The sequence below is a fragment of the Dictyobacter sp. Z7_2 genome (assembly GCF_057551105.1).
The window spans coordinates 1,419,825-1,440,013 of sequence record NZ_BAAJPE010000002.1 but is presented as its reverse complement, the minus strand read 5'-3'; the positions used below and the strand labels follow the sequence as shown (position 1 = coordinate 1,440,013).

At 49.3% G+C, this 20,189-nt stretch carries 17 protein-coding genes; 8 read left to right on the top strand and 9 right to left on the bottom strand.

Annotated elements, in window-relative coordinates:
• Positions 1 to 68: 68 nt before the first annotated feature.
• The 3 genes from atpB to AC27N8_RS19380 form a co-directional block, all read right to left on the bottom strand.
• Positions 69 to 926, bottom strand: coding sequence for a F0F1 ATP synthase subunit A (gene atpB, locus AC27N8_RS19390; RefSeq protein WP_487069042.1), 858 nt, complete (start codon positions 924 to 926; stop codon positions 69 to 71).
• A gap of 76 nt (positions 927 to 1,002) precedes the next feature.
• Positions 1,003 to 1,224, bottom strand: coding sequence for an AtpZ/AtpI family protein (locus tag AC27N8_RS19385; RefSeq protein WP_487069041.1), 222 nt, complete (start codon positions 1,222 to 1,224; stop codon positions 1,003 to 1,005).
• Between the two features lie 150 nt (positions 1,225 to 1,374).
• Positions 1,375 to 2,421, bottom strand: a complete 1,047-nt coding sequence (locus AC27N8_RS19380; RefSeq protein ID WP_487069040.1) for a D-2-hydroxyacid dehydrogenase — start codon at positions 2,419 to 2,421, stop codon at positions 1,375 to 1,377.
• A 330-nt stretch (positions 2,422 to 2,751) separates the two neighbouring features.
• On the opposite strand from AC27N8_RS19380, the gene AC27N8_RS19375 reads away from it, so the two are divergent.
• A complete protein-coding gene (locus tag AC27N8_RS19375; RefSeq protein ID WP_487069039.1) occupies positions 2,752 to 3,339 on the top strand; it encodes a DUF3090 family protein in 588 nt (195 codons plus the stop codon).
• A gap of 569 nt (positions 3,340 to 3,908) precedes the next feature.
• On the opposite strand, the gene AC27N8_RS19370 is transcribed toward AC27N8_RS19375, so the two are convergent.
• The 4 genes from AC27N8_RS19370 to AC27N8_RS19355 all read right to left on the bottom strand — a co-directional run bounded on the left by AC27N8_RS19370 (position 3,909) and on the right by AC27N8_RS19355 (position 7,584).
• Positions 3,909 to 4,148 (bottom strand): hypothetical protein, encoded by a 240-nt coding sequence (locus tag AC27N8_RS19370; RefSeq protein ID WP_487074713.1) that lies wholly within the window; start codon positions 4,146 to 4,148, stop codon positions 3,909 to 3,911.
• Between the two features lie 397 nt (positions 4,149 to 4,545).
• Positions 4,546 to 5,400 carry a DegV family protein gene (locus AC27N8_RS19365; RefSeq protein ID WP_487069038.1) on the bottom strand — a complete coding sequence of 285 codons (855 nt, stop codon included), beginning with the start codon at positions 5,398 to 5,400 and terminating at the stop codon, positions 4,546 to 4,548.
• A 48-nt stretch (positions 5,401 to 5,448) separates the two neighbouring features.
• On the bottom strand, positions 5,449 to 7,164 hold the full coding sequence (locus AC27N8_RS19360) for a DAK2 domain-containing protein (RefSeq protein WP_487069037.1): 1,716 nt from the start codon (positions 7,162 to 7,164) through the stop codon (positions 5,449 to 5,451).
• A 24-nt stretch (positions 7,165 to 7,188) separates the two neighbouring features.
• On the bottom strand, positions 7,189 to 7,584 hold the full coding sequence (locus tag AC27N8_RS19355; protein ID WP_487069036.1) for an Asp23/Gls24 family envelope stress response protein: 396 nt from the start codon (positions 7,582 to 7,584) through the stop codon (positions 7,189 to 7,191).
• 222 nt (positions 7,585 to 7,806) lie between these two features.
• On the opposite strand from AC27N8_RS19355, the gene rpmB reads away from it, so the two are divergent.
• Complete coding sequence (gene rpmB, locus AC27N8_RS19350; protein ID WP_487069035.1) at positions 7,807 to 8,004, top strand: 50S ribosomal protein L28; 198 nt, start codon at positions 7,807 to 7,809, stop codon at positions 8,002 to 8,004.
• A gap of 194 nt (positions 8,005 to 8,198) precedes the next feature.
• On the opposite strand, the gene rlmN is transcribed toward rpmB, so the two are convergent.
• Complete coding sequence (rlmN, locus tag AC27N8_RS19345; protein ID WP_487069034.1) at positions 8,199 to 9,359, bottom strand: dual-specificity RNA methyltransferase RlmN; 1,161 nt, start codon at positions 9,357 to 9,359, stop codon at positions 8,199 to 8,201.
• 321 nt (positions 9,360 to 9,680) lie between these two features.
• Between rlmN and AC27N8_RS19340 the strand changes: the two genes are divergently transcribed.
• The gene (locus AC27N8_RS19340; RefSeq protein WP_487069033.1) at positions 9,681 to 11,180 is read left to right on the top strand and encodes an MFS transporter; all 1,500 of its coding nucleotides are present in this window, start codon (positions 9,681 to 9,683) and stop codon (positions 11,178 to 11,180) included.
• Here the strand turns inward: AC27N8_RS19340 and AC27N8_RS19335 are convergent, their stop codons facing one another.
• Complete coding sequence (locus tag AC27N8_RS19335) at positions 11,181 to 12,974, bottom strand: glycoside hydrolase family 2 protein (protein ID WP_487069032.1); 1,794 nt, start codon at positions 12,972 to 12,974, stop codon at positions 11,181 to 11,183.
• 298 nt (positions 12,975 to 13,272) lie between these two features.
• On the opposite strand from AC27N8_RS19335, the gene AC27N8_RS19330 reads away from it, so the two are divergent.
• The 5 genes from AC27N8_RS19330 to AC27N8_RS19310 all read left to right on the top strand — a co-directional run bounded on the left by AC27N8_RS19330 (position 13,273) and on the right by AC27N8_RS19310 (position 20,170).
• Positions 13,273 to 14,730 (top strand): TldD/PmbA family protein, encoded by a 1,458-nt coding sequence (locus tag AC27N8_RS19330; protein ID WP_487069030.1) that lies wholly within the window; start codon positions 13,273 to 13,275, stop codon positions 14,728 to 14,730.
• Between the two features lie 17 nt (positions 14,731 to 14,747).
• Positions 14,748 to 16,088 (top strand): TldD/PmbA family protein, encoded by a 1,341-nt coding sequence (locus AC27N8_RS19325; protein WP_487069029.1) that lies wholly within the window; start codon positions 14,748 to 14,750, stop codon positions 16,086 to 16,088.
• Positions 16,089 to 16,290: 202 nt separating this feature from the next.
• Entirely contained in the window at positions 16,291 to 16,830 is a 540-nt protein-coding gene (locus AC27N8_RS19320; protein ID WP_487069028.1) for a CvpA family protein, read from the top strand.
• Positions 16,831 to 16,917: 87 nt separating this feature from the next.
• Positions 16,918 to 18,243: a GTPase HflX gene (gene hflX / locus AC27N8_RS19315; RefSeq protein WP_487069027.1), complete on the top strand. Its 1,326-nt coding sequence runs from the start codon at positions 16,918 to 16,920 to the stop codon at positions 18,241 to 18,243.
• A 151-nt stretch (positions 18,244 to 18,394) separates the two neighbouring features.
• Complete coding sequence (locus AC27N8_RS19310; RefSeq protein ID WP_487069026.1) at positions 18,395 to 20,170, top strand: methyl-accepting chemotaxis protein; 1,776 nt, start codon at positions 18,395 to 18,397, stop codon at positions 20,168 to 20,170.
• Positions 20,171 to 20,189 lie beyond the last annotated feature (19 nt).

The following is a 20,189-nucleotide window of genomic DNA, read 5'->3' as shown; positions in this document are numbered from 1 at the left end:
AATTTGGATGAATATTTATGCAATCGCAGAAAAAGTCTGCGTTGGCAAACTTGGGAAGCTACGACACATTAGTGTGTCGCAGCGATTCTCTCTTCGTACTCATGCACTTCAGCTTCATCGCCATGTGAATGACTTGTGGTACCCACATGCATGAAGAGTAAGGTCAGGAATGCGAAGACAAATGCCTGAATGGCACCGACGAATAATTCGAATGGCACGAAGATGACATTTGCGAGCACAGGTAAGAGGTAGGCAAAGACTGCCAGCAAGACACTACCTGCGAAGACATTACCAAAGAGACGGAAGGAGAAAGAAATCAAACGTCCGAGCTCACTGACAATTTCTAGAATCCCGACAAAAAAATCGACGACACCCATTCCACCCTTCTCTTTGATGGCTCTGAAGTTCAGATACTTGCTGATCTGCTCTTTAAATCCAAGCATTGAGAATCCGAGAATTTGCGTTGCAACTACCGAGACAAGAGCCATGGCCAGGGTCAGGTTCAGGTCAGTAGTGGCAGGGCGTATCCATGGAATAATTGCATTAGAGTTAGCCCCACCCCATAGCAATGGACCGCTTACACCTGCTTTATCGATGGTGCCGATAGTATCGACTCCAGGGATCACGTCGAGTGTATTGCAGAATAAAATGAAGAGAAAGAATGTAGCGAAGAGGGGAAAGAATCGTTTCCCTTTCTCTTTACCAGCAACACTTTCAACCAGATTCTGAAGTATCTCGATAAACCATTCCAAGGCATTTTGTAATCCACTTGGAATTAAGTCTCTTCGTCGTGTTCCGAAGAACATAACGATAAGCAAGCAAATAATCGAAATCCATGTACAAAGCAGAGTGTTCGTAATCCACGGAACCCCAGGAAAAATGGTATCTGGGGCAATGGCTATTTTAGGAAGTTCCCACAGATTCACTCAGCTGTCCTCCTAGACATATTGAGCTCTACAAGGATGAAATTCGATGTCGATGTGCGTAGGGGACCCGTTTGGTTTAGCGAAAGACACTTTTATATAAACGGTATGCACCATAAAATCCCGAAATCAAGCCGAGCAGCAGCCCAAGAAGTATAAACAATGGTCCAGTATGAAGAAGGCCGTCCAGGTAATTACCTGCGTAGGCCCCAAGAACGATGGGGATGGCGATTGTAACGCCCATTCCGCTCAACGCCCCCAGTGTATTCGAGATGGTAGGGGTAGGCGGCTTCTGTTTCATCCTTTATAGTCCCTTAAAGTCCCATCTTTTTTTCTTCTCTATTCTACCAGTCGGATTATAGCACAGGGAGAGTGATCGCTGCAACTGTCATTACACTTTTTTTAATACCCCATTATGAGCTTCAAATTTGTATTACATGTTGTGTAAACACTAATATTCGCGTTTCTTATCAACTCTATTATAAAGAGATTTTCCTTCCTGGTAGCGTTGCAGATTGGCTACAAAAATTGTGTAAACCCGATCTTCATAATGTGGAGTTGCGCCACTGATATGGGGGGTGACAAAGACGTTGGGAAGAGTCCAGAGTGGGCTCTCGCTTTCTAATGGCTCGTGTTGAAAGACATCCAGCGCGGCACCTGCGATACGTTGCTCTTGCAGGGCACTGATTAAGGCTTGCTCGTCGCAGATCTCTCCACGGGCAATATTGACGAAGAAGGCATCTTTTTTCATCGCTGCGAAGGCTGTGGCATCAAAGAGATTTCTGGTGCTACTGGTGAGTGGAACGGCTGCTACGACGATATCGCTTCTTTCCAGAAGTTGCTGCAATTGTGCGGTCGTATAATACTGCTCTGGGATGGTCCCTTCGGGATCTCCAATCGCTGGGAAAAGGAAACCATGATCGCGATGATCGCTGCTCTGTTGCGAGGCAATAATGTGTATGCCAAAGGCTTGTGCTTGCCGTGCTATTTCTCGACCAATACTACCATAGCCGACGATACCTAGCGTCTTTCCACGCAACTCATCTGGAGTGTACTGCGATTGGTCGTCGTCACGCGTTTTCCACTTTTTTTCCTGCTGCCGTCTCTGGAGTTGTGGAAAGCGATGGTGCCACGATAGGATGGCCGCCAACACGTATTCGGCGATGTTAATCGAATGCACACCACTGCTGGTGGTCAGAGCAATCTCTGGATCTTCAAATAAAGGATTGTTGATGGCATTATCCGCTCCGGCCGAGTAGAGATGGACCCAGCGTAGCTTGGGCGCTTGCTCTCTGGATGGCAGGTGTGATCCGACGGTGATAAGAATCTCTGTTTGCTGCCAGATCTCATCTGAGATATCTTTAAAGGCTGAAGAACCTCTGATTTCAAAATTGAATTGAGGAAATTGCTGTTGCAACTGCTCTTTGCGCTGTGTACGTGATGTCTGGTCTTCCATTCCAATCGTGATAAGAATGGTTGGTAAAGATGTTGGACTCATCAGGTATCCTATCTATGCACATAAAGGCGCACCAATTGTTTAGATTACAGTTTACTGATTTATGATTCTTATTGATACCACGTCGAGGGCCTTCTCTGCTAGTATTCATGGAGGGTTGAGAAAAATGTGTGTGGATGGTTGATCTGATGGGGTCTACTCGATCGTTATATTTGGCCTTATGATGTAAATTAGTATACACTAGAAAGACAAGAACATTCAGATGAGATATCTGATATTTTTTTAAGGATTTATAATTTACGGCGTGAGCGGATCGAAAAATTACTCTATAAATCGTTGCGATCCGGTGCGTGGATACTGATGAGGTGAGAAATGAGTGTAGATCTAGGTCTTGTATCTGTACTTGGCACTGATGCCGTAGGGCAACCAGGGCAACGACGTTTCCGTCTTTTTTTGCGTGCGGCGCATGGATCAGCTATCATATGGCTGGAAAAACAGCAGCTGGCTGGATTGTCCGAGGCATTAGATCGTACTCTGGCTCTGATTACTGAGGGGCAGATTCTGCGCACTGAGGCACGAGCCGGCGGTCTGATCCCTGCGGAAGGGATGCCCGCGGACTTCCCGCGTTATCCTACGCACGATGTGCAGGTAGGGCAGATGCGTCTCAGCTTTGGCGAAGAGGAGACGCTTTTCTCTCTGCGCATTATCCCTCTGGATGTGCTTTTAGAGCGCGGCGCAGAGGTTGATGAGGCTGCATTTGATACCGATAGTCTCGCTTTTCAGTTTACGCAACAGCAAGCGCAAGATCTTTCAGTCACAATTCAAACCGTGGTAGCATCGGGACGTCCTGTCTGTCCGCTCTGTCATGCACCGCTGGATGGAGGACCTCATGCTTGCGTCAAGCAAAATGGTCATCGAGAGATCATTCGTATTGAGGAGATCGATGAAGAGGATCAGTAGATGATATGCTGACTCTGTTTAACTCGGTGTATGTAAGAGGCAAGCAGGAAACATCCTCAGGGGAAGGCCATTGTTTAAGCTCTCTGAGGATGTTTGGTCCAGTACATAGATGGCGCGGTTTAAACAATAAATGGGCTTTCGTTATATGCCATCGCAGATTGCTCAGTCATGACAGATATACTTATTAGCTTTTTGTAAGTATGTCTCTTCATTTGCTTCAATCATGAGCTTATGGAGTACTACAACATCAGCATCAGGAAGATACTCGGCAGGTTGTAGGCATAGACGCATGGTTGCATGACCGTCCTCAATTACCTGGACGTAGCCTTTGCTTTTGGGAACGCGATATGTGCGCCTGGGTTCAGTCGGGCTTGGTATCTCCAAATACCCTCTCCAAAGTAATTGGCGGAGCTGTTCAGGCGTTAACATATCGCGTAAAAGAGTGGCGGCTTTCCGTTCAGCACGAGACCACCCTTTTGCATATGGAAGTAAGAACAACCATAGTAGCGGCGCGATCGCAAGGGCTATCACCATCCAACACAGGACAGAGACGACCAGGGACCCGAAGTTCATCCTCCGACGACTCGCGGTACCAAAACGATCTGTTCTGCGGTGGCATCGAATTTATCGATACGCTGTATTGGTTTACCATCAGAGACGAGGAAGGCGGTAGAACCTTTTGCTCGCTCTTGCTCAAAGATACGCTCCGCTTCGCGAATAGCAGCGACAGCTTCGGGATCGCCTGTCCGAATTTTCTGTTCATCCCACGTAAGACGGTCGTCGCCGCGCCGTGACATCACCCGTAACATTCCCACAGTCGTTCCTCCTTCACAGTTTACGCCATGTTTGCTGCATGGCTGATGCCAACGAAAAACTGTTGTTTGTTTAGGCATGCAAGCTACATAGATTAAATTGTAGCGCTTGTTGCCCTGTCTAACGAACTACACGATACAGAAAAGATTTTTCAGGCACACATCTCAGGCTTATGCGCTGTCCAACCACGGGCACTTTTCCAGCCAGACTGAAATATGCCTGCGCATACAACACGCTGGATGCTTCAACTGTGTATACAAAAAGACACATGTTGGTACTACTATTGTACGTGAGGACCTGTGTATAGTCAATGGTTATGAGGTTATTCCAACGACCTTTGGCTATTCTTGAGCAAAAATTTTATAACTGTGGCGGAAAGAAAGAGTGTCAGGATTACTCACTTTTGGCCAGGACTGCTATGATGCCGACGGTTCCGGGACCAGTGTGCGTTCCGAGCGCTGCGCCGAGCTTGTAGTGTGCTATCTCTCCTGGATAAATGGTTTTGAGGACTTCCGCCAATTGTGTACCTATTTCAGCATCTGATTCCGCAAGCGCGAGCTCTTCAAGTGGCCCGTAATCTGCCGTCAATTGGGCGGCGCGGGCGAAGGCTTTACTGCGCGTGCGGGGCTGCTCCATTGGAATTACTTCGCCTTCCTTATTCAAGGCGATGATTGGTTTCACGCTTAACATGTTTCCAAGCAGTGCTCTGGCACTACCGATGCGGCCGCCGCGTCTGACGTATTCCAATGTATCCAGTAGTGCCAGGATACGCGTGCGAGAGAAGCGATCCTCGGCATATTCTTTAAGCTCTTCCAGGCTGCTCCCTTGAGCTACCTTTTCGGACAGTTTTTTTAATGTGACAAACATGCCCGCGCTGACACTTTTCGAGTCAATGGCGACAAAAGGAATGGTTCTCTGGTCATCGGGGAGGCTATCCCAGGCGGTGCAGGCTGATTGATACGTACCGCTGAGTTTTGTGGAGATATGGACCGATAAAATCGCGTCTGCCCCTTCTTCGATGAGGCGGATGTAGGTTTCCTGGAATAAGGCTGGCGCAGGCTGAGATGTGCGGGGAAGGGTTTTGCTGGCCTGGAGTTTTTGGTAGAATGTGGCGTTATCCAGATCGATATTATCCCGATAAACCTCGTCTTCAAAAAAGACAGAGAGAGGAACGATGGTAATTCCTAAAGACTCAGCGACATCGGGGGCGATATCTGCTGTGCTATCTGTAACAATGCGAATGCTCATGGCAGCTCTCCTGGGAAGAAAAATAACAGAACGGTCAGGTTTATATCCCTATTCGGCAGAAATAATATAGGCATAATAAGGTTGACCTCCATCGACAACTTCGATTTCAAGTTGCGAATAGGTGGACTTGATACGCCTGGCAGTTTCTTGAGCTTCCTCTTCACTCACGCCGGCACCATAGTAGATGGTGGCAATTTCATATGAATTAATATCCATACGTTTTAACGTATCGAGTATCGTGTCTTCGATACGTGAATTCGTGATGGAGAGATTGCCATTAATCACACCAATATAGTCACCTTCGCGCACCTGAAGCGCTCCAAGTTGGACGGAGCGGACAGCTGTGGTGATCTCTGCTGTTTGAATGATGCTTGCAGCCTCGGTCATTGCCTGACAGTTGGTGGCGAAATCTGCCTCGTGATTAACACTTATCAATGCTGCGATACCCTGGGGCAAGGTTTTGCAGGGAACCACGTAGACTTCTTTGTTGGTGAGGCCGACGACTTGCTGCGCACTTAAAATAACGTTGCTGTTATTTGGCAGGATGATGATTTGCTGAGAAGGGATTTTTTCAACGGCCGCGAGCAGTTCTTCAATGCTGGGATTCATGGTCTGGCCGCCGGAGACGATCGAACTGGCTCCTAAACCACGAAAGACTTTTTCAAAACCGGCCCCTGATACGACTGCGACGGTTGCGAACCTGGAGGTATCTATCTCGACGTACTCGTCATTGGCGTGCTCGGCTTCGCTCTCTGCGGCATAGGTCAGGCTTTGTTCTTGCAGGTTTTCGATATTGATATCAAGCAAGCTACCCAGGCTGACACCATAATCCAGGATTTTGCCAGGGGTGGCTGTATGAGTATGAACTTTGAGCATCTTCTCATCGCCAGCTACAACGGTCGAGACACCTCCCATATCGATGATGGTCTGGCGAATACTCTCGACATCTAGTTTGGTACCGTGGAGTAAAAAGACGACTTCATAACCAAATTCTTCCTCGATCGTGACACGCCCTTTTTTGATATGCGCCTCCGCTGAAGCATTTGATCCATTGGCGGAAGGGTTATCGCTGGCGGGCAGGCTTTCGGTAGACTCCCCACGCATATAGCGCAAGATACCTTCAAGAATCGTGAAGAAGCCCTGACCACCGGCGTCAACGACACCGGCTTGTTTCAAGGTAGGGAGTAACTCGGGTGTATGGGCTACGGATTGGCGAGCCGCACTCACAATATCCTGCATCTCGGTGACGAGATCGCTCTGACGCTCCGCGCTCTGCAACGCAGCGGTGGCGGACTCGCGCACCACGGTCAGGATGGTTCCTTCGACGGGCTTGATGACAGCGCGATATGCCAGTTGCGATGCTTCCTGAAAGGCTTGTGCGAGATCTTGAGCATTGAACGTGGCCTTATTATCGAGTCCAATGGCAATGCCACGTAACGTCTGAGATAAGATAACGCCAGAGTTCCCCCGCGCTCCCAACAACGCGTCATGGGCGACTTTTTTGGCGATAGTGCCCGCGGATGTCTCATCGCTGGTAGCGATATTGCGCACGGCGGATTTCATCGTTGCTGACATATTTGATCCTGTATCCCCATCGGGAACAGGAAAGACATTCAACGCATTGATGGTCTCACGATTCGCCTCTAACCAGGCAGCACCTGCGAGAAAAGCTTTTTTTAAATCCTGACCATCATAGACACTGATACGTCGGTTAATACGTCTGGGTCTGGGACGTTGCTGGGAACGGGGGGTTGTGTCCTCCATAGCGGCTGTGCTACCTTTTGTCCTTTATTTATTTTCAGAGAAACCTGGTCCGTGAATAAGGCCCTGAACGTTTACATTCACTTGAGTAACAGGGATGCCGAGCATTTTCTCCGTAGAGAATTTGACAGCACTCATAATATTATGCGCGATCTCAGAGATACGGAGCCCGTATTCTAAGGCGACATACACGTCAATAATCAGTTGTTTATCGAGGATCAGTGTACGCACTCCCTGGTTGCTTTGTTCTGGTGACAGAATGACCGCCTGTCCATTACGCAGGTGGGGCGAGGCAATACCTAGCACGCCATAACAGGTAAGAGTGGCTTCCACTGCGATGGAATGAATGGCGTTGGGTAGTACTTCGATTTTTCCAAGAGGGTGCGATCCTTGCAATGGCTGAGTAATAGATGTTTTTGGCATACGCATCGTGTCTTCTCTCTTGCCAAAATAGCCAATATCGGTTATACTCGCATAACGTGTTTAGATTATCCTGGTGGTACGCATGCGAGTTTTCTTGATGCAGTATACCAGAGAGCTTAGGGATAATCAAGTAAAGGAAATACGGGGCAAGAAGAGCGCCTTCCGCTTGAGGAAGGATTTCTTTTGTGTCCGTTGCCAATTTTTTCGAGAGGAAGAAGAGAAATGTCAGCAGGACGTTGTGATATCTGTGAGCGCAAGCCGATGTATGGTAACCACGTTCCCTTTTCGCAGCATCGAACTCGCCGTCGTTTTGTACTCAACGTACATCGCCGCCGGATCGAGATCAATGGTGCGCCACACCTGGTTAATATCTGCACCCGCTGCTTGCGTACAATGAGCAAACTGCCAAAAGAGCGCTAAATTTGCACATGCATGAATACAGCAACAAAGGATACCTCCTATCGTAGCATCTAGTTGTCGGCATTGCCGCTGCTATTCAAGATAGCTATGTCAGGAGGTTCCGTTGTAGTTATAGAAGAGAGTGGCAGGCCCGATCGTTTGTCCTGACGAACGATCGGGCCTGCCACTCTCTCTTGCTACGATGATGGTATGGATTATTGCGCTGCCATGGGAAGCGCAACCGTTTGATTTCTTTGTTCAAATCTGGTGCGAAGCTGTCCGCAGGCGGCTGCGATATCGTCCCCGCGTTCGGCGCGTACGCTATTACTGATACCGCGCTCATACAGTAGATTTCTGAATGTCCGAATCGCCTCCGGGCCGGGAGTCTGGTAACTGGCGGTGGTGACGTTGACGGGGATACAGTTCACATGCGCGAATTGTTTCAAGGGTGCGAGCAGGTCGGCCAGTTGTTTGGCGTGGGTGGGGGTATCGTTGACGCCCGATAATAGGACGTACTCAAACGTCACCTGACGTTTCGTGGTGGCGATGTAGTCTTTGCAGGCGGAAAGCAACTCATCCAGGGGATACTTACGATTGATCGGCATGGTTTTGCTGCGTAACTCATCTGTGGGAGCGTGCAGCGAGATGGCCAGATTGACCTGTAAGTTTTCTTGACTGAGTTTGCGAATTGCTGGTACAAGTCCGACCGTTGAGACGGTCATATGTCGTGCCCCCAGATTGAAGCCGTCGCTGCTGTTCAGGATACGTAGTGCCTGTAAGACGTTCGTATAGTTATGCAGCGGTTCGCCCATACCCATCAAGACGATGTTGGTAATATGGTCAATCGGATGTGTGCCGGGTAAGCCAGGCGCAGTCCAGGGGGCGGCGCGTAGCTCGCGGGCGAAGAAAAGGACCTGGGCAACAATCTCGCCGGAGCTGAGATGGCGATCAAATCCCATCTGTCCGGTAGCGCAGAAGGTGCAGCCATAAGCACAACCTGCCTGGCTGGAGACGCAGACAGTGGCGCGGGCACTGCTGTCACCCAGAGGCGGATAGAGCATCAACACCGATTCAACCAGTTTGCCGTCGGACAGTTCTAGCAGAATTTTGCGCGTGCGATCGTCTTTCGAATGCAATTCGCTTCGAATAATAGTCGGTCCAATATATGCCTCTTCGGCCAGGCGCTGACGGAGCGTCTGGGGCAGATTAGACATGGCTTCAAAGTCGTTTGCAAGCTGACGATAAAGCCAATGATAAATTTGTTTGGCGCGGAATGCTGCTTCGCCACGCTCTTTGAGCCAGGCTTGTAATTGTGGCAGCGTGAGTGAGAGCAGGTCCGTCTTCTTGTTTGTTGCTGATATCGGTGTCGTAGTCATGGCGACATTATAGCATGAATGAGCATGAATGAGTATGCATTGGTTATCACATGCGCTATGCAATCAGATGAGGGGTAGCTGCTTTTGTCTCCTGCATAACTCTGACTATTGACGTAGATTTGGGGGCTGGTATCCTTTAAGGATACAATGTCTCGTTGTAGAGAGTAAAAGGATAGTCTTTTAGGAGGCAGAATCGTACTTTGTTTTGAGTTGTAGCACATTATATTTGACTTTTGCAGGTGGTCGTACGTATACCGATGTAAGGGTTAATGTAATAGGGCAAGGGGTGTGAAATTATCATGGAAGAGGGTCAGATACTTTATGTCGATTCAGACTGAACAAGAAGAGAGATCTGCTAACACCGATCAATCACCTGCTGCGGCGAGTTTTCGCCAGGTGTTGAAAAACCGTAATTTCTTATTATTATGGATGGCTCAGCTTATTTCGTTGACTATCTTGAATGCGGCTAACTTTGGTTTAATTGTGCTGGTGAATAAGCTGCCAAACCCAGTTTTTATGGCAGGTCTCGCGATTATTGCTTTTACTTTGCCTGCGATCCCATTTAGCGCTATTGCTGGTGCAATTGTGGATCGTCTGGATAAACGATTAGTCTTATGGGTGAGTAATCTGTTACGCATCGTGACGATGCTGCTCATGTTTGTGTTCATTCTGATTGACCGTACCAATGTGTGGCCATTATTTGGTCTGATGTTTTTGACTTCTCTGATTGGGCAATTCTTTATTCCTGCCGAGGGATCCTCTATTCCTTTGCTTGTCGGCGAGCGCGATTTGATGCCCGCTTTGTCCCTGTTCAATATTTCAATGACGCTCTCTCAAGCGATCGGTTTTCTGATCCTGGGTAGCGTGGTTACGAAACTCTTCCCACCATTCTCGTTCCTGTTAGGAAGCCATCTGGTAAACGTTCAGCCAAATGATATGCTCTTCGTGATAGCGGCAGTTTTCTATGCAGTCTGTGTCATTCTGATCATTCGTATTCCCAAGGCGGCTTTTAATCAATCGTACTCGCGCACGCAAAGGCATAAGCATACAAAAGATGGTGTCTATGCGACGGCGAGCCAGGCGTTAGTGATCCTCTGGCGCGATATGGTAAGTGGATGGAGGATTGTCCGTTCTGATCGTCTGCTTTACTTCTCAGTCATCCAACTTTCCCTGGTCGGCGTTTTAATGCAAATGATTGGCCAGCTGGCCGGTACGTTTGTACAGCAGATTTTAAATCAGCCACCAGAAAATATGTCTCTGGTCCTGGTTCCAGCCGCTATTGGACTGGTTGGTGCCTCTGTGTTGATGACGCGGATTGTGGAGCGCGTTGGACGTATTCGCTTGACGGTGATTGGTTTTGTCTCGCTGGCAATTGGTTTTATTCTGCTGCCCCTGCTGAAGTGGTTGGGAACTTTGATTAGTCCTAACAATTCGATTGGAGGCTCACTGATTGTTGTCGGCGTGGTCTTGATCCTCCTGGCTTTAGGCGTGGCCATGGCCTGTGTGAACATTCCAACTCAGACCATCATGCAGGAGCGCTCGCCTGAAAGCGGACGAGCACGCGTGATATCGTTGCAGACAATGATTTATAGTGCTGGAACCATCCCAGTCCTGCTCTTTGCGGGAGCATTTACAACCTTCATCGGATTCACTCCGTTGATTATTCTGGTTTCTGTCAGCCTGCTGGCCTTTTGCGGTTGGGGAGTCTGGTATACCAGAAATGTCGGTTCTCAGATGGGTAATGTGAATATGGTTCAGAAGCAGGAGATTGATACTTCTTCTCCTGCTCTAGACGCGTCGATGCACGATGATGTCGGTTGATTATTCAATAGCGGCTTGACGTTGTTGGATCTGGCGTAAGCGAGCAAGATCAAATTTGGTTTGGCGATCAAAGGTGTAGATGCCGTTTTGCTCAACTGAGACGTCGGTGAGTTGCGTATAACAGTAGCCGAACATGGCTTGATTGTCGAGCAGGACATCGCAGAGCGCCTGGAAGCGCCTATAAAATTCCTCAATCGTGGCTGGAGCTGTGCCGTAGCCCCAGCTTGATCTTGCATCGCCTTTTTGCTCGTTTTCGCGCCACCAGATGCCTCCAAATTCGCTGACAAAATATGGTTGATTGTTGTATGGCTGCGACATCTCATGGTCTTCATGTTGATTGACAAAAGGTTTCCCTTCCGCTGTATGGGCGTGACGCTCTTTGTAGAGCTCCAGATCGGCCCAGAAATCGGTTCCGGTCAGATAGTCGTGTGAGTCGTAGACATCTGTCTCAGGGACGCGGTGTGCGTAACCAGAGGCATCCAGAACGGGACGCGAGGTATCCATCGCTTTCGCCGCCAGAAACATGGCACGTGTAATATCATCCAGATTGGTGATGCCTTCCTGGCGCTCGTAGCGTGTCTCGTTGAGTCCGCACCAGCCGATCAGCGCGGGATGAGAGTAGTCGCGTTCAAGTTCTTCTAACCATTGGGCGACAAAGGCTGGCGAAAAGCTCTGATCTTCCTGATCCGGAACACGGCCTTCAAATCCCCAGTCGGGAAATTCCCCCCATACCAGATAGCCCATTTTGTCGGCGTGATACAAAAAGCGCTCTTCAAATACTTTTTGGTGTAATCGAGCACCGTTGAAGCCGGCGGCCAGGCTCAATTCGATATCATGCTTCAGTGCTTCATCGGTGGGTGCGGTCAACACTCCATCTGGATAATAGCCCTGATCAAGCACGAGACGCTGGAAGATAGCTTCTCCATTGATCTTGATTGCCAGCCCGTCGATGGTCACGCTGCGGAGTCCGGCGTAGCTGTGCGCCTGATCAATGGTCTGACCGTCTGCGTCCATGAGTGTGATAGTGAGATCGTATAAATGTGGATCTTGCGGCGACCAGAGACGACGACGGTCTACTGGAATGAAGAGATCAAGCTGCGGTGATAGATCCTGTGAGGCGCTGCATTCAGCGTGCGTTACTATGCCTGCCTGATCAGTGAGTTCCGCTCGCAGGCGCAGGCCGGAGGTGCTACGTGTCAATGGTTGAACGATGCGCAGGGCGTTGTTGGCAAGATCAGGGGTGATGCGCGGACGGCGTAAGGCAAATTGTGGCACAGGCTCCAACCAGACGGTCTGCCAGATACCTGTTGTGCGTGTGTAAAAGCATCCCCAGTCGGCGTAACGCTGCGATTGTTTGCCTCGTGGTTGCGCTGGCCGATGGTCGTCACGGGCGCGTACAACGATGGTTTTTGTGCCGGTTGCTGGACCGAGATCACACGTGAAAGGAGTAAAGCCTCCGCGATGACGAGCAACTTCAATTTCATCAACCCAGACGGTAGTATCGTAATCGCAGGCCTGGAAGTGTAATAGAATGCGCTGTCCGGCCCATGCATCAGGAATCGTGACGCTGCGGCGATACCAGACTGCCTGCATGAAATCTTTATTTCCAATGCCAGAGAGTTCAGACTCGGGACAGAATGGCACGATGATATGTTCTTTGAGCTCGCGATGGATGAGTCCACGCTCCAGGCCGCTATCGCCATTATCGATCTCGAATTGCCATGCGCCGTTGAGGCAGAGCCAATCTGAACGCTCAAATTGTGGTCGAGGGTATTCGGGACGTGGTATGCTCATGTGCTTGCTCCTCCAAGATAGTGTGTTGGACATTCAACATGTTCTGCTATGATATCTCAAAAAGAAGTGGATATCCAGATATGATGCCAAAAAAGGTCGAGCGAAGCAAGGACACACATGAAAATGGACAGGGCGAAATAAAAAAATGTACAATGAGTTTCACAAGCAGGTAACAATAACACGTAAGAGGTATGGGTGCCAACTTTACCAATCAAAGTGTATAACATGGGGACTTCATGCTGAGAATTTCTTTGCCTGGGGTTCCTCTGTGTATTTGAAAGGATAGGAAGAGTAATACATGCGTGATTTAGCACTGAGAGCCATCAATGCCGCTCAGCAAGCGGGAGCCAGCTACGTCGACGTGCGCGTTATGGAACGTACAACTGAAGGCATTGAGGTAAAAAATGGACGCGTTGAAGGCGTTTCAAGTGCGGAGAGTAGTGGCTTTAATGTCCGGGTGATTGTGAATGGAGCCTGGGGTTTCGCCAGTAGCGCTCGTCTGGATTTTGTCGAGGCAGAACGCGTTGCGCAACAGGCGGTTCAGATCGCTCATGCCAGTGCCCTGGTGGCTGGTGAGCCGGTGCAACTTTCTGCGTTGTCAGCCCAAAAGGGAACGTATCGCACGCCATTACGTATCGATCCATTCAGTGTCCCGCTGAACCAGAAGGTGCAGCTCCTGCTGGATGCCGATGCGGCTATGAATAGCGTCAAAGGCGTCACGCTCACCAATGGCCAGATGGAATATTCGCGTGAGCGCAAATTCTTTGCCAGCTCTGAGGGTAGCGAGATTGAGCAAGAGCTCTTTGATACGGGAGCTGCTATCTCGGCCAGTGCGGTAGATCCAGACTCAAGCGAGATCCAGACACGTTCTTATCCCAACTCGCTTGGTTGTCAGGCCGGAAGCGTTGGCTATGAGTTTATTGAGGCGATGGATCTGGTGAGTCATGGGGCGCGCATCGGTGAGGAAGCCGTGCGCTTGCTGACAGCTCCACAATGTCCCAGCGGCATCATGACTGTGATCCTGGATGGTCCTCAGACGGCGCTCCAGATACATGAGTCCTGTGGACATCCGATCGAGCTGGATCGCGTTCTGGGATATGAAGCTGGCTTTGTGGGGAAAAGCTTTTTGACTACCGATAAGCTAAATAGTAATTACCGCTATGGCTCGGATGTGATCAATATTTCGGCGGATGCAACAATCCCAGGAGCATTGGGAACATTTGGTTGGGATGATGAAGGTGTCCCGGCGCAGCGTACCCCGATTGTGACGAATGGCATCTTTACTGGCTATCTGACGTCACGGGATACAGCTCCATTGATTGGCCAGTCCAGTAATGGGAGCGTTCGCGCCGATGGATGGAATTATCTGCCGATGATCCGCATGACGAATGTGAGTCTTGAGCCGGGTACCTGGACGTTGGCGGATATGATCGCTGATACCGATGATGGCATCTATATGAGCATCAATAAGAGCTGGAGCATCGATGATCGTCGGCTCAACTTTCAGTTTGGTGTTGAGATGGCCTACGAAATCAAAAATGGGAAGCTAGGACAGCTTTACAAAAATGCGACTTATACGGGAATTACTCCGCAGTTCTGGGGCTCATGTGACGCCGTAGGAGGTCCTTCCGAATGGACCGTCTGGGGTACGCCGAATTGTGGTAAAGGAGAGCCAATGCAGGTAATGCGTACCGGTCATGGGGCTGCTCCTACTCGTTTTCGCAATGTGCAAGTTGGCGTTGGACGCTGGTCTTAGTGAGAGGAAGAAACAGTATGTATTCTGATGAGACAAGCGTTCGTGCGTTGCTGGAAAAAGTGTTGCAATATTCTCAGGCCGAGCAGACAGAGGTAGCTTTTAATGCCACCGATGGCGCACTGACGCGTTTTGCGACCAATCATATCCACCAGAACGTGGCTGAGAGCAATTATGAGCTACGCGTGCGTGCCGTGGTGGGCAAACGTAGTGGTGTTGCCGTGACGAATCGTTTAGATGACGAGGCATTGCGCAATGTTGTTGCTCATGCGCTGGAAATCGCTCGTTTGCAGCCCGAGAATCCTGAATTTCACGCCCTACCATCTCCCCAACCAATCATTGCCGCACCCGGGTATAACGCACGCACGGCGCAGTTTTCTCCTGAAGAGCGGGCGCGTCGTGTGGGTATCATTGTTAAGCTTGCCAAAGAGCAAGGTCTGGAGTCCGCTGGAGCTTTCTCAACCGCGCTCCATCATGAGGCGGTGGCAAATTCATATGGGATTTTTGGCTATGAACAGCGTACAGATGCTGAGTGCCATGCTGTCGTGATGGCCGATGCCAGTGGTTCAGGGTATACACAAAGTATGGCAACCGATGTGGAGACTCTGGATTTTGAGGCGATGGCCTATGAGGCGGTAGATAAGGCTTTAAAAAGTCGTCATCCCATCGATATTGAGCTTGGCGAGTATCCGGTCGTACTGGATACTTATGCGGTTGCCGATATGCTCCAGACGCTGATTTTTATGGGTCTTTCGGCGACGGCTGTGCAGGAAGAGCGTAGCTTTATGAATGGTCATTTTGGGATGCAACTGGTCGATCCGAAGATCACGCTGTATGACGACGGCCATGATCCAATAGGCTTGCCGAAAGCCTTCGATGCTGAAGGGTTTCCGAAGCAGCGCGTGAATATGTTCGATCATGGGATTGCCAATGCTGTCGTGTACGATTCTTTTACGGCTGCTCGTGAGGGGAAACCTAATACAGGACACGCTTTGCCGGCTCCCAATGGTGAAGGTCCGATGCCGATGCATACGATCCTGGAGGCAGGAGATGCGACGCTGGAGGAATTGATCGGTGGAGTTGATCATGGGATCTATGTGACACGCTTTCATTATACCAATGTGCTGCATCCGGTCAAGACGTTGTTTACTGGCATGACGCGCGATGGGACGTTTTTGATTGAGCATGGCGAATTAACGCGACCAGTCAAAAATTTGCGCTTTACGCAAAGTATCCTTGATGTATTACGCGATGTTCCTGCCCTGGGTCGTAAACGCGTCCAATACAGCGACTATCTGACCGTGGTCGCGCCAGCTTTGCATGCAGCTAGATTTAACTTTACTGGTATCACTGGCGTATAAGATTATAGCCGTTCGCTTATGCTAGTATGGATGGTATCGAAAAGAGATCCGGCAGGTCGCACGTGCATTTGCCGGTTTCTTTCTGCTTGTACTTTCATGTATACTCTACTGCTTGATAGCGTTTTTCGCGTATAACTATATAAGGTGATCGGTCTGGCTGCTTTAATGCACGTTTCTTTGATTTTGAGGAGGAACAAAACCGATGAGTCTCAGTTGGATTGATGTTCTCTTTCTGATTACGGTTGTTTTGCTGGTGTTTAATGGGTTGCGTAATGGTGCAGTTTTTAGCCTGATATCCTTTCTTGGACTCCCCCTTGGCTTATGGGTCGCCTATACATATGGTCCGCGATTTACCAGCCTTTTAGCATCGAATGGTATCCCCGCCACTCCGCTGATTGCATATGCAGTGCTCTTCTTTGGGACGGTCTTGCTGGTGCACATTATTGCCAATATGCTACGTGGAATTGTGAAAAGTATCCCTATTATCAGCCAGGGTGATACCCTGCTTGGAGGAGCCATCGGTTTTGTTGAAGCATGGCTCATCTGGCTCTTGCTGTTGATGATTCTGGGCTCGTTCCTGGGTGGCCTACAGACACAGGGATCGGCGCTGCTTGCCAGTTCGAATATCCAGCCCGATCAACTGCAAGGATGGCACGATTTTTATAATCAGGCGGTTAGCAATAGTCTGTTTGCGAAGGTCAATGGTCTGTTCTTAAAATCGTTGCCCGATCTACCCAATTGATGTGTTTTTTGACTGAAGCTTGCTTTCTCGTGGGCTAATTTATACAATAAAGCATAAGAGATATGTGTACTTGTTAAAGACCGGAGGTTGCATACGACAAAATTTGAACATCTGATTGATACCGGCGCTCGGCGTGGTCCAGAGCGAGCTTACCTTGTCGCTGTTGATGCTACCAGCGCGGATAGCGTCTGGAGTGTTGAAGATTCTCTGAGCGAATTGGCGGCATTGGCTAAGACAGCTGGCGCTGAAGTAATCGGTACGATGCAGCAACGCCTCTCTCATCCAGATCCAGCCACCTACCTGGGGAAAGGGCGTGCTCAAGAGCTGAGCTATGCCGTCAAACAATATAACTGCGAGCTGGCAATCTTTGATGATGAGCTTTCACCAACACAACTGCGCCATCTGGAAAAACTCCTTGAGATCCGTGTAATAGACCGTACCGCATTGATCCTCGATATATTTGCCCAACATGCTCGTACCCATGAAGGTAGTCTTCAGGTTGAATTGGCTCAGCTTGAGTATCGTCTGCCGCGCCTGAGTGGGCAAGATGCAGATCTAACACGTCAGGGCGGAGGCTCTCGCGGAGCAACGGGAGGCGTCGGTGGAGCGATTGGCGTTCGTGGTCCGGGCGAGACGAAACTGGAAATTGATCGACGCCGTATTCGTGGCCGTATCTCGGAATTAAAAGAGGATATTGAGGATGTACGTAAGCAACGTGCGATCCATCGCCGACAAAGAGCGGCTCAAGCTATGCCTGTCGTTGCTGTCGTTGGCTATACTAATGCAGGCAAATCAACGCTGTTTAATACGCTGACCGAGGCTGGTGTGCTGGCAGAAGATAAGTTGTTTGCGACACTCGATCCGGTAACGCGTCATATTGACTTGCCCAACCATCAAGAAATTTTGATGACAGATACGGTTGGTTTTATCCAGAAGCTCCCGACTAAATTGGTGGCGGCCTTTCATGCGACGCTCGAAGAGGTAAGTGAAGCAGACATGCTGCTTGAAGTGGTGGATGTCAGTCACGAGAACGCGATTGAGCAGAGCGAGACAGTCAATGAGATCTTAGGCAGCTTGCGTGCTCTGGATAAACCTCGTATCACGGCGCTTAACAAAATGGATCTGCTCGCCGAGCCAGAAGATATCGATAGCAGTCTCTATCCAAATGCCGTGCCTGTATCGGCTTTAAAAAATCAGGGTATGGATGCCTTGATGGTAAAGGTCGCTGAGGTGTGGGCGGATAGTATGGAGCGCGTCGATGTACTCATTCCCTATCGTAAAGGTGATCTGGTTGAACTGTTTCATCGGCGTGGGAACCTTGATCAAGAGGAACATCAGGCGGATGGGGTGCATATCGTTGGACGCATTCCGCGGGCTTTGAGAGGTTACTTTTTATCGTACTCCGCTGAATAAAGTGGTTTTGAAGCATGTATTTCTATGAATAGTGCATAAATTACTTTTTTCATGCCTAAGAAGTGCTATTCGACTTGTCGACTGTGAGCGTGTATGCTATTCTCCTAAACAGGAATCACTCTGGTCTTCAATAAGAAAAAGGCGCAAAATTATGTCAGAACGGAAAACGCAATCACGATCTATCCCTCTACGTGTTCGTATGACGCGGACCAATACTGCCAGAGAGCATGCTACAGTTGAGCGTGAAACGGATAGCATTCGTAAAATCCCTGCTTCGTCAGAGGTGCCAATGCCAAGTAACAGCGGTCATAGCGCGAACGCGCCAGCATTGAATTTATCGCACGTATCAGGAAAAGAAAAGTATTCTCAGCAGATTAAAGAGCTGCTCCGGCTATGTGGCCTGTTACGCGCCGATTTAAGCCTGGATGAAGTTTTGCAACAAATTGCAACTTCAACATCTGCCTGTACAGGCTTTCGCGCCCTGAGTATTATCCTGTTGGATCAGAGTGGCAAATGGTTCCTTTCGGCCGCTTCATTTGGTTTATCGGCGGAAGATGAACAAATATTGCGTGAGGCTCCGATGCCTTATGAGATGCTCACGAATGTGATGTTGCCAGAATTCTGTATCAGTCAAAGCTATTTTATTCCTCATGGTTATGAAGATAAAGTAACAATCTGGCCAGTTGTGAATGTGAAAGAGATACAAGATGGGGTATATGAGCCAGGAAAATGGCATCCCCGAGATATGTTACTGGTGCCTTTATATAATCCACGTAGGCCAGGATTAGTGGGTTTTCTCTCGCTCGATGATCCAGAGGATGGTCTAGTTCCAACGGAAGAGGTCGTCGAGGTAAGCGAACTGTTTGCCAATAAAGCAGCGATGGCTATCGATAACGCGCGTATTTTTCAGGAGCAACATGCTGAACGCGTCGCGTTGGAGGCAGGGATCGCTGCTCTAAGTACAGACATCTCCTTGCTGGCAAGAGGGGATTTGCGTCCGCGTATTACTTCCCAGCATCCTCGCTTGCAGCCAATCGTAGATGTGATCAATACTACTGTTGATAAGATGGGTGCTATTTTATATGATATGCAGACGATGACACAGGCTGTCGATGATCATATGCGTAGCATGCAACAGAGTACTGAGTTGCTGGCCAACGATACGCGCCAACAAGAGATACAGGTGGACCAAATTTCTCGCACTATTAATGAGTTTGCTCAGATGATGAATGTTATTTCCGAGCGAGCGGCTGTGCTATCAAGAACAGCTGTTGATGGGGTTGACGTGAGTAACGAGGCCCAGGCGTCTATCGATCGGACCGTTGAGGGGATGGGAATCGTGCGTGAAGCGACATTACAGTCTGCCCGCACGATGAAAAATCTGAGTGAAAGTGGCCAAGAGATTAATGAGACGGTATCAGTGATCAATGATCTCACTATGCGTATGCATCTGCTTGCCTTGAATGCTGCTATTGAGGCGACACGCGCCGGAGAACATAAGCCGGGACTGAGTGCGATCGCTCAAGAGATCCGTTCTCTGGCTTTAAGCAGTACGGATGCCGCACGTCGTGTCAGTGAATATATTCATACGATTCAACAGGAGACCACGAAAGCGTCGCAGAGCGTCGAGCAGAGTACGCAGGAGGTGGTGAAGCAGACCGAGTTGGTGATGCAGACTGGCGTGGCGGTTGACGCCATTAGTGCGGTGACGGATCAGTTGACACATCTAATTGAAGGTATTTGCGTGACGGCAGGCAGTCAGTCGCAGGTGTCACAGCTGGTGGTTTCGGCCATCACAGAAATACTGCGTATGACGGGCGATGTCACCCGCCATATGCGCGAGATGCAAAGGTCCACAAATCGTCTGGTTGAACTTTCCAACGCATTACGTTCGCGCCTTGCGTTGATTCAAATGCGCGAAGAATAATATTTATTCATATCAATTA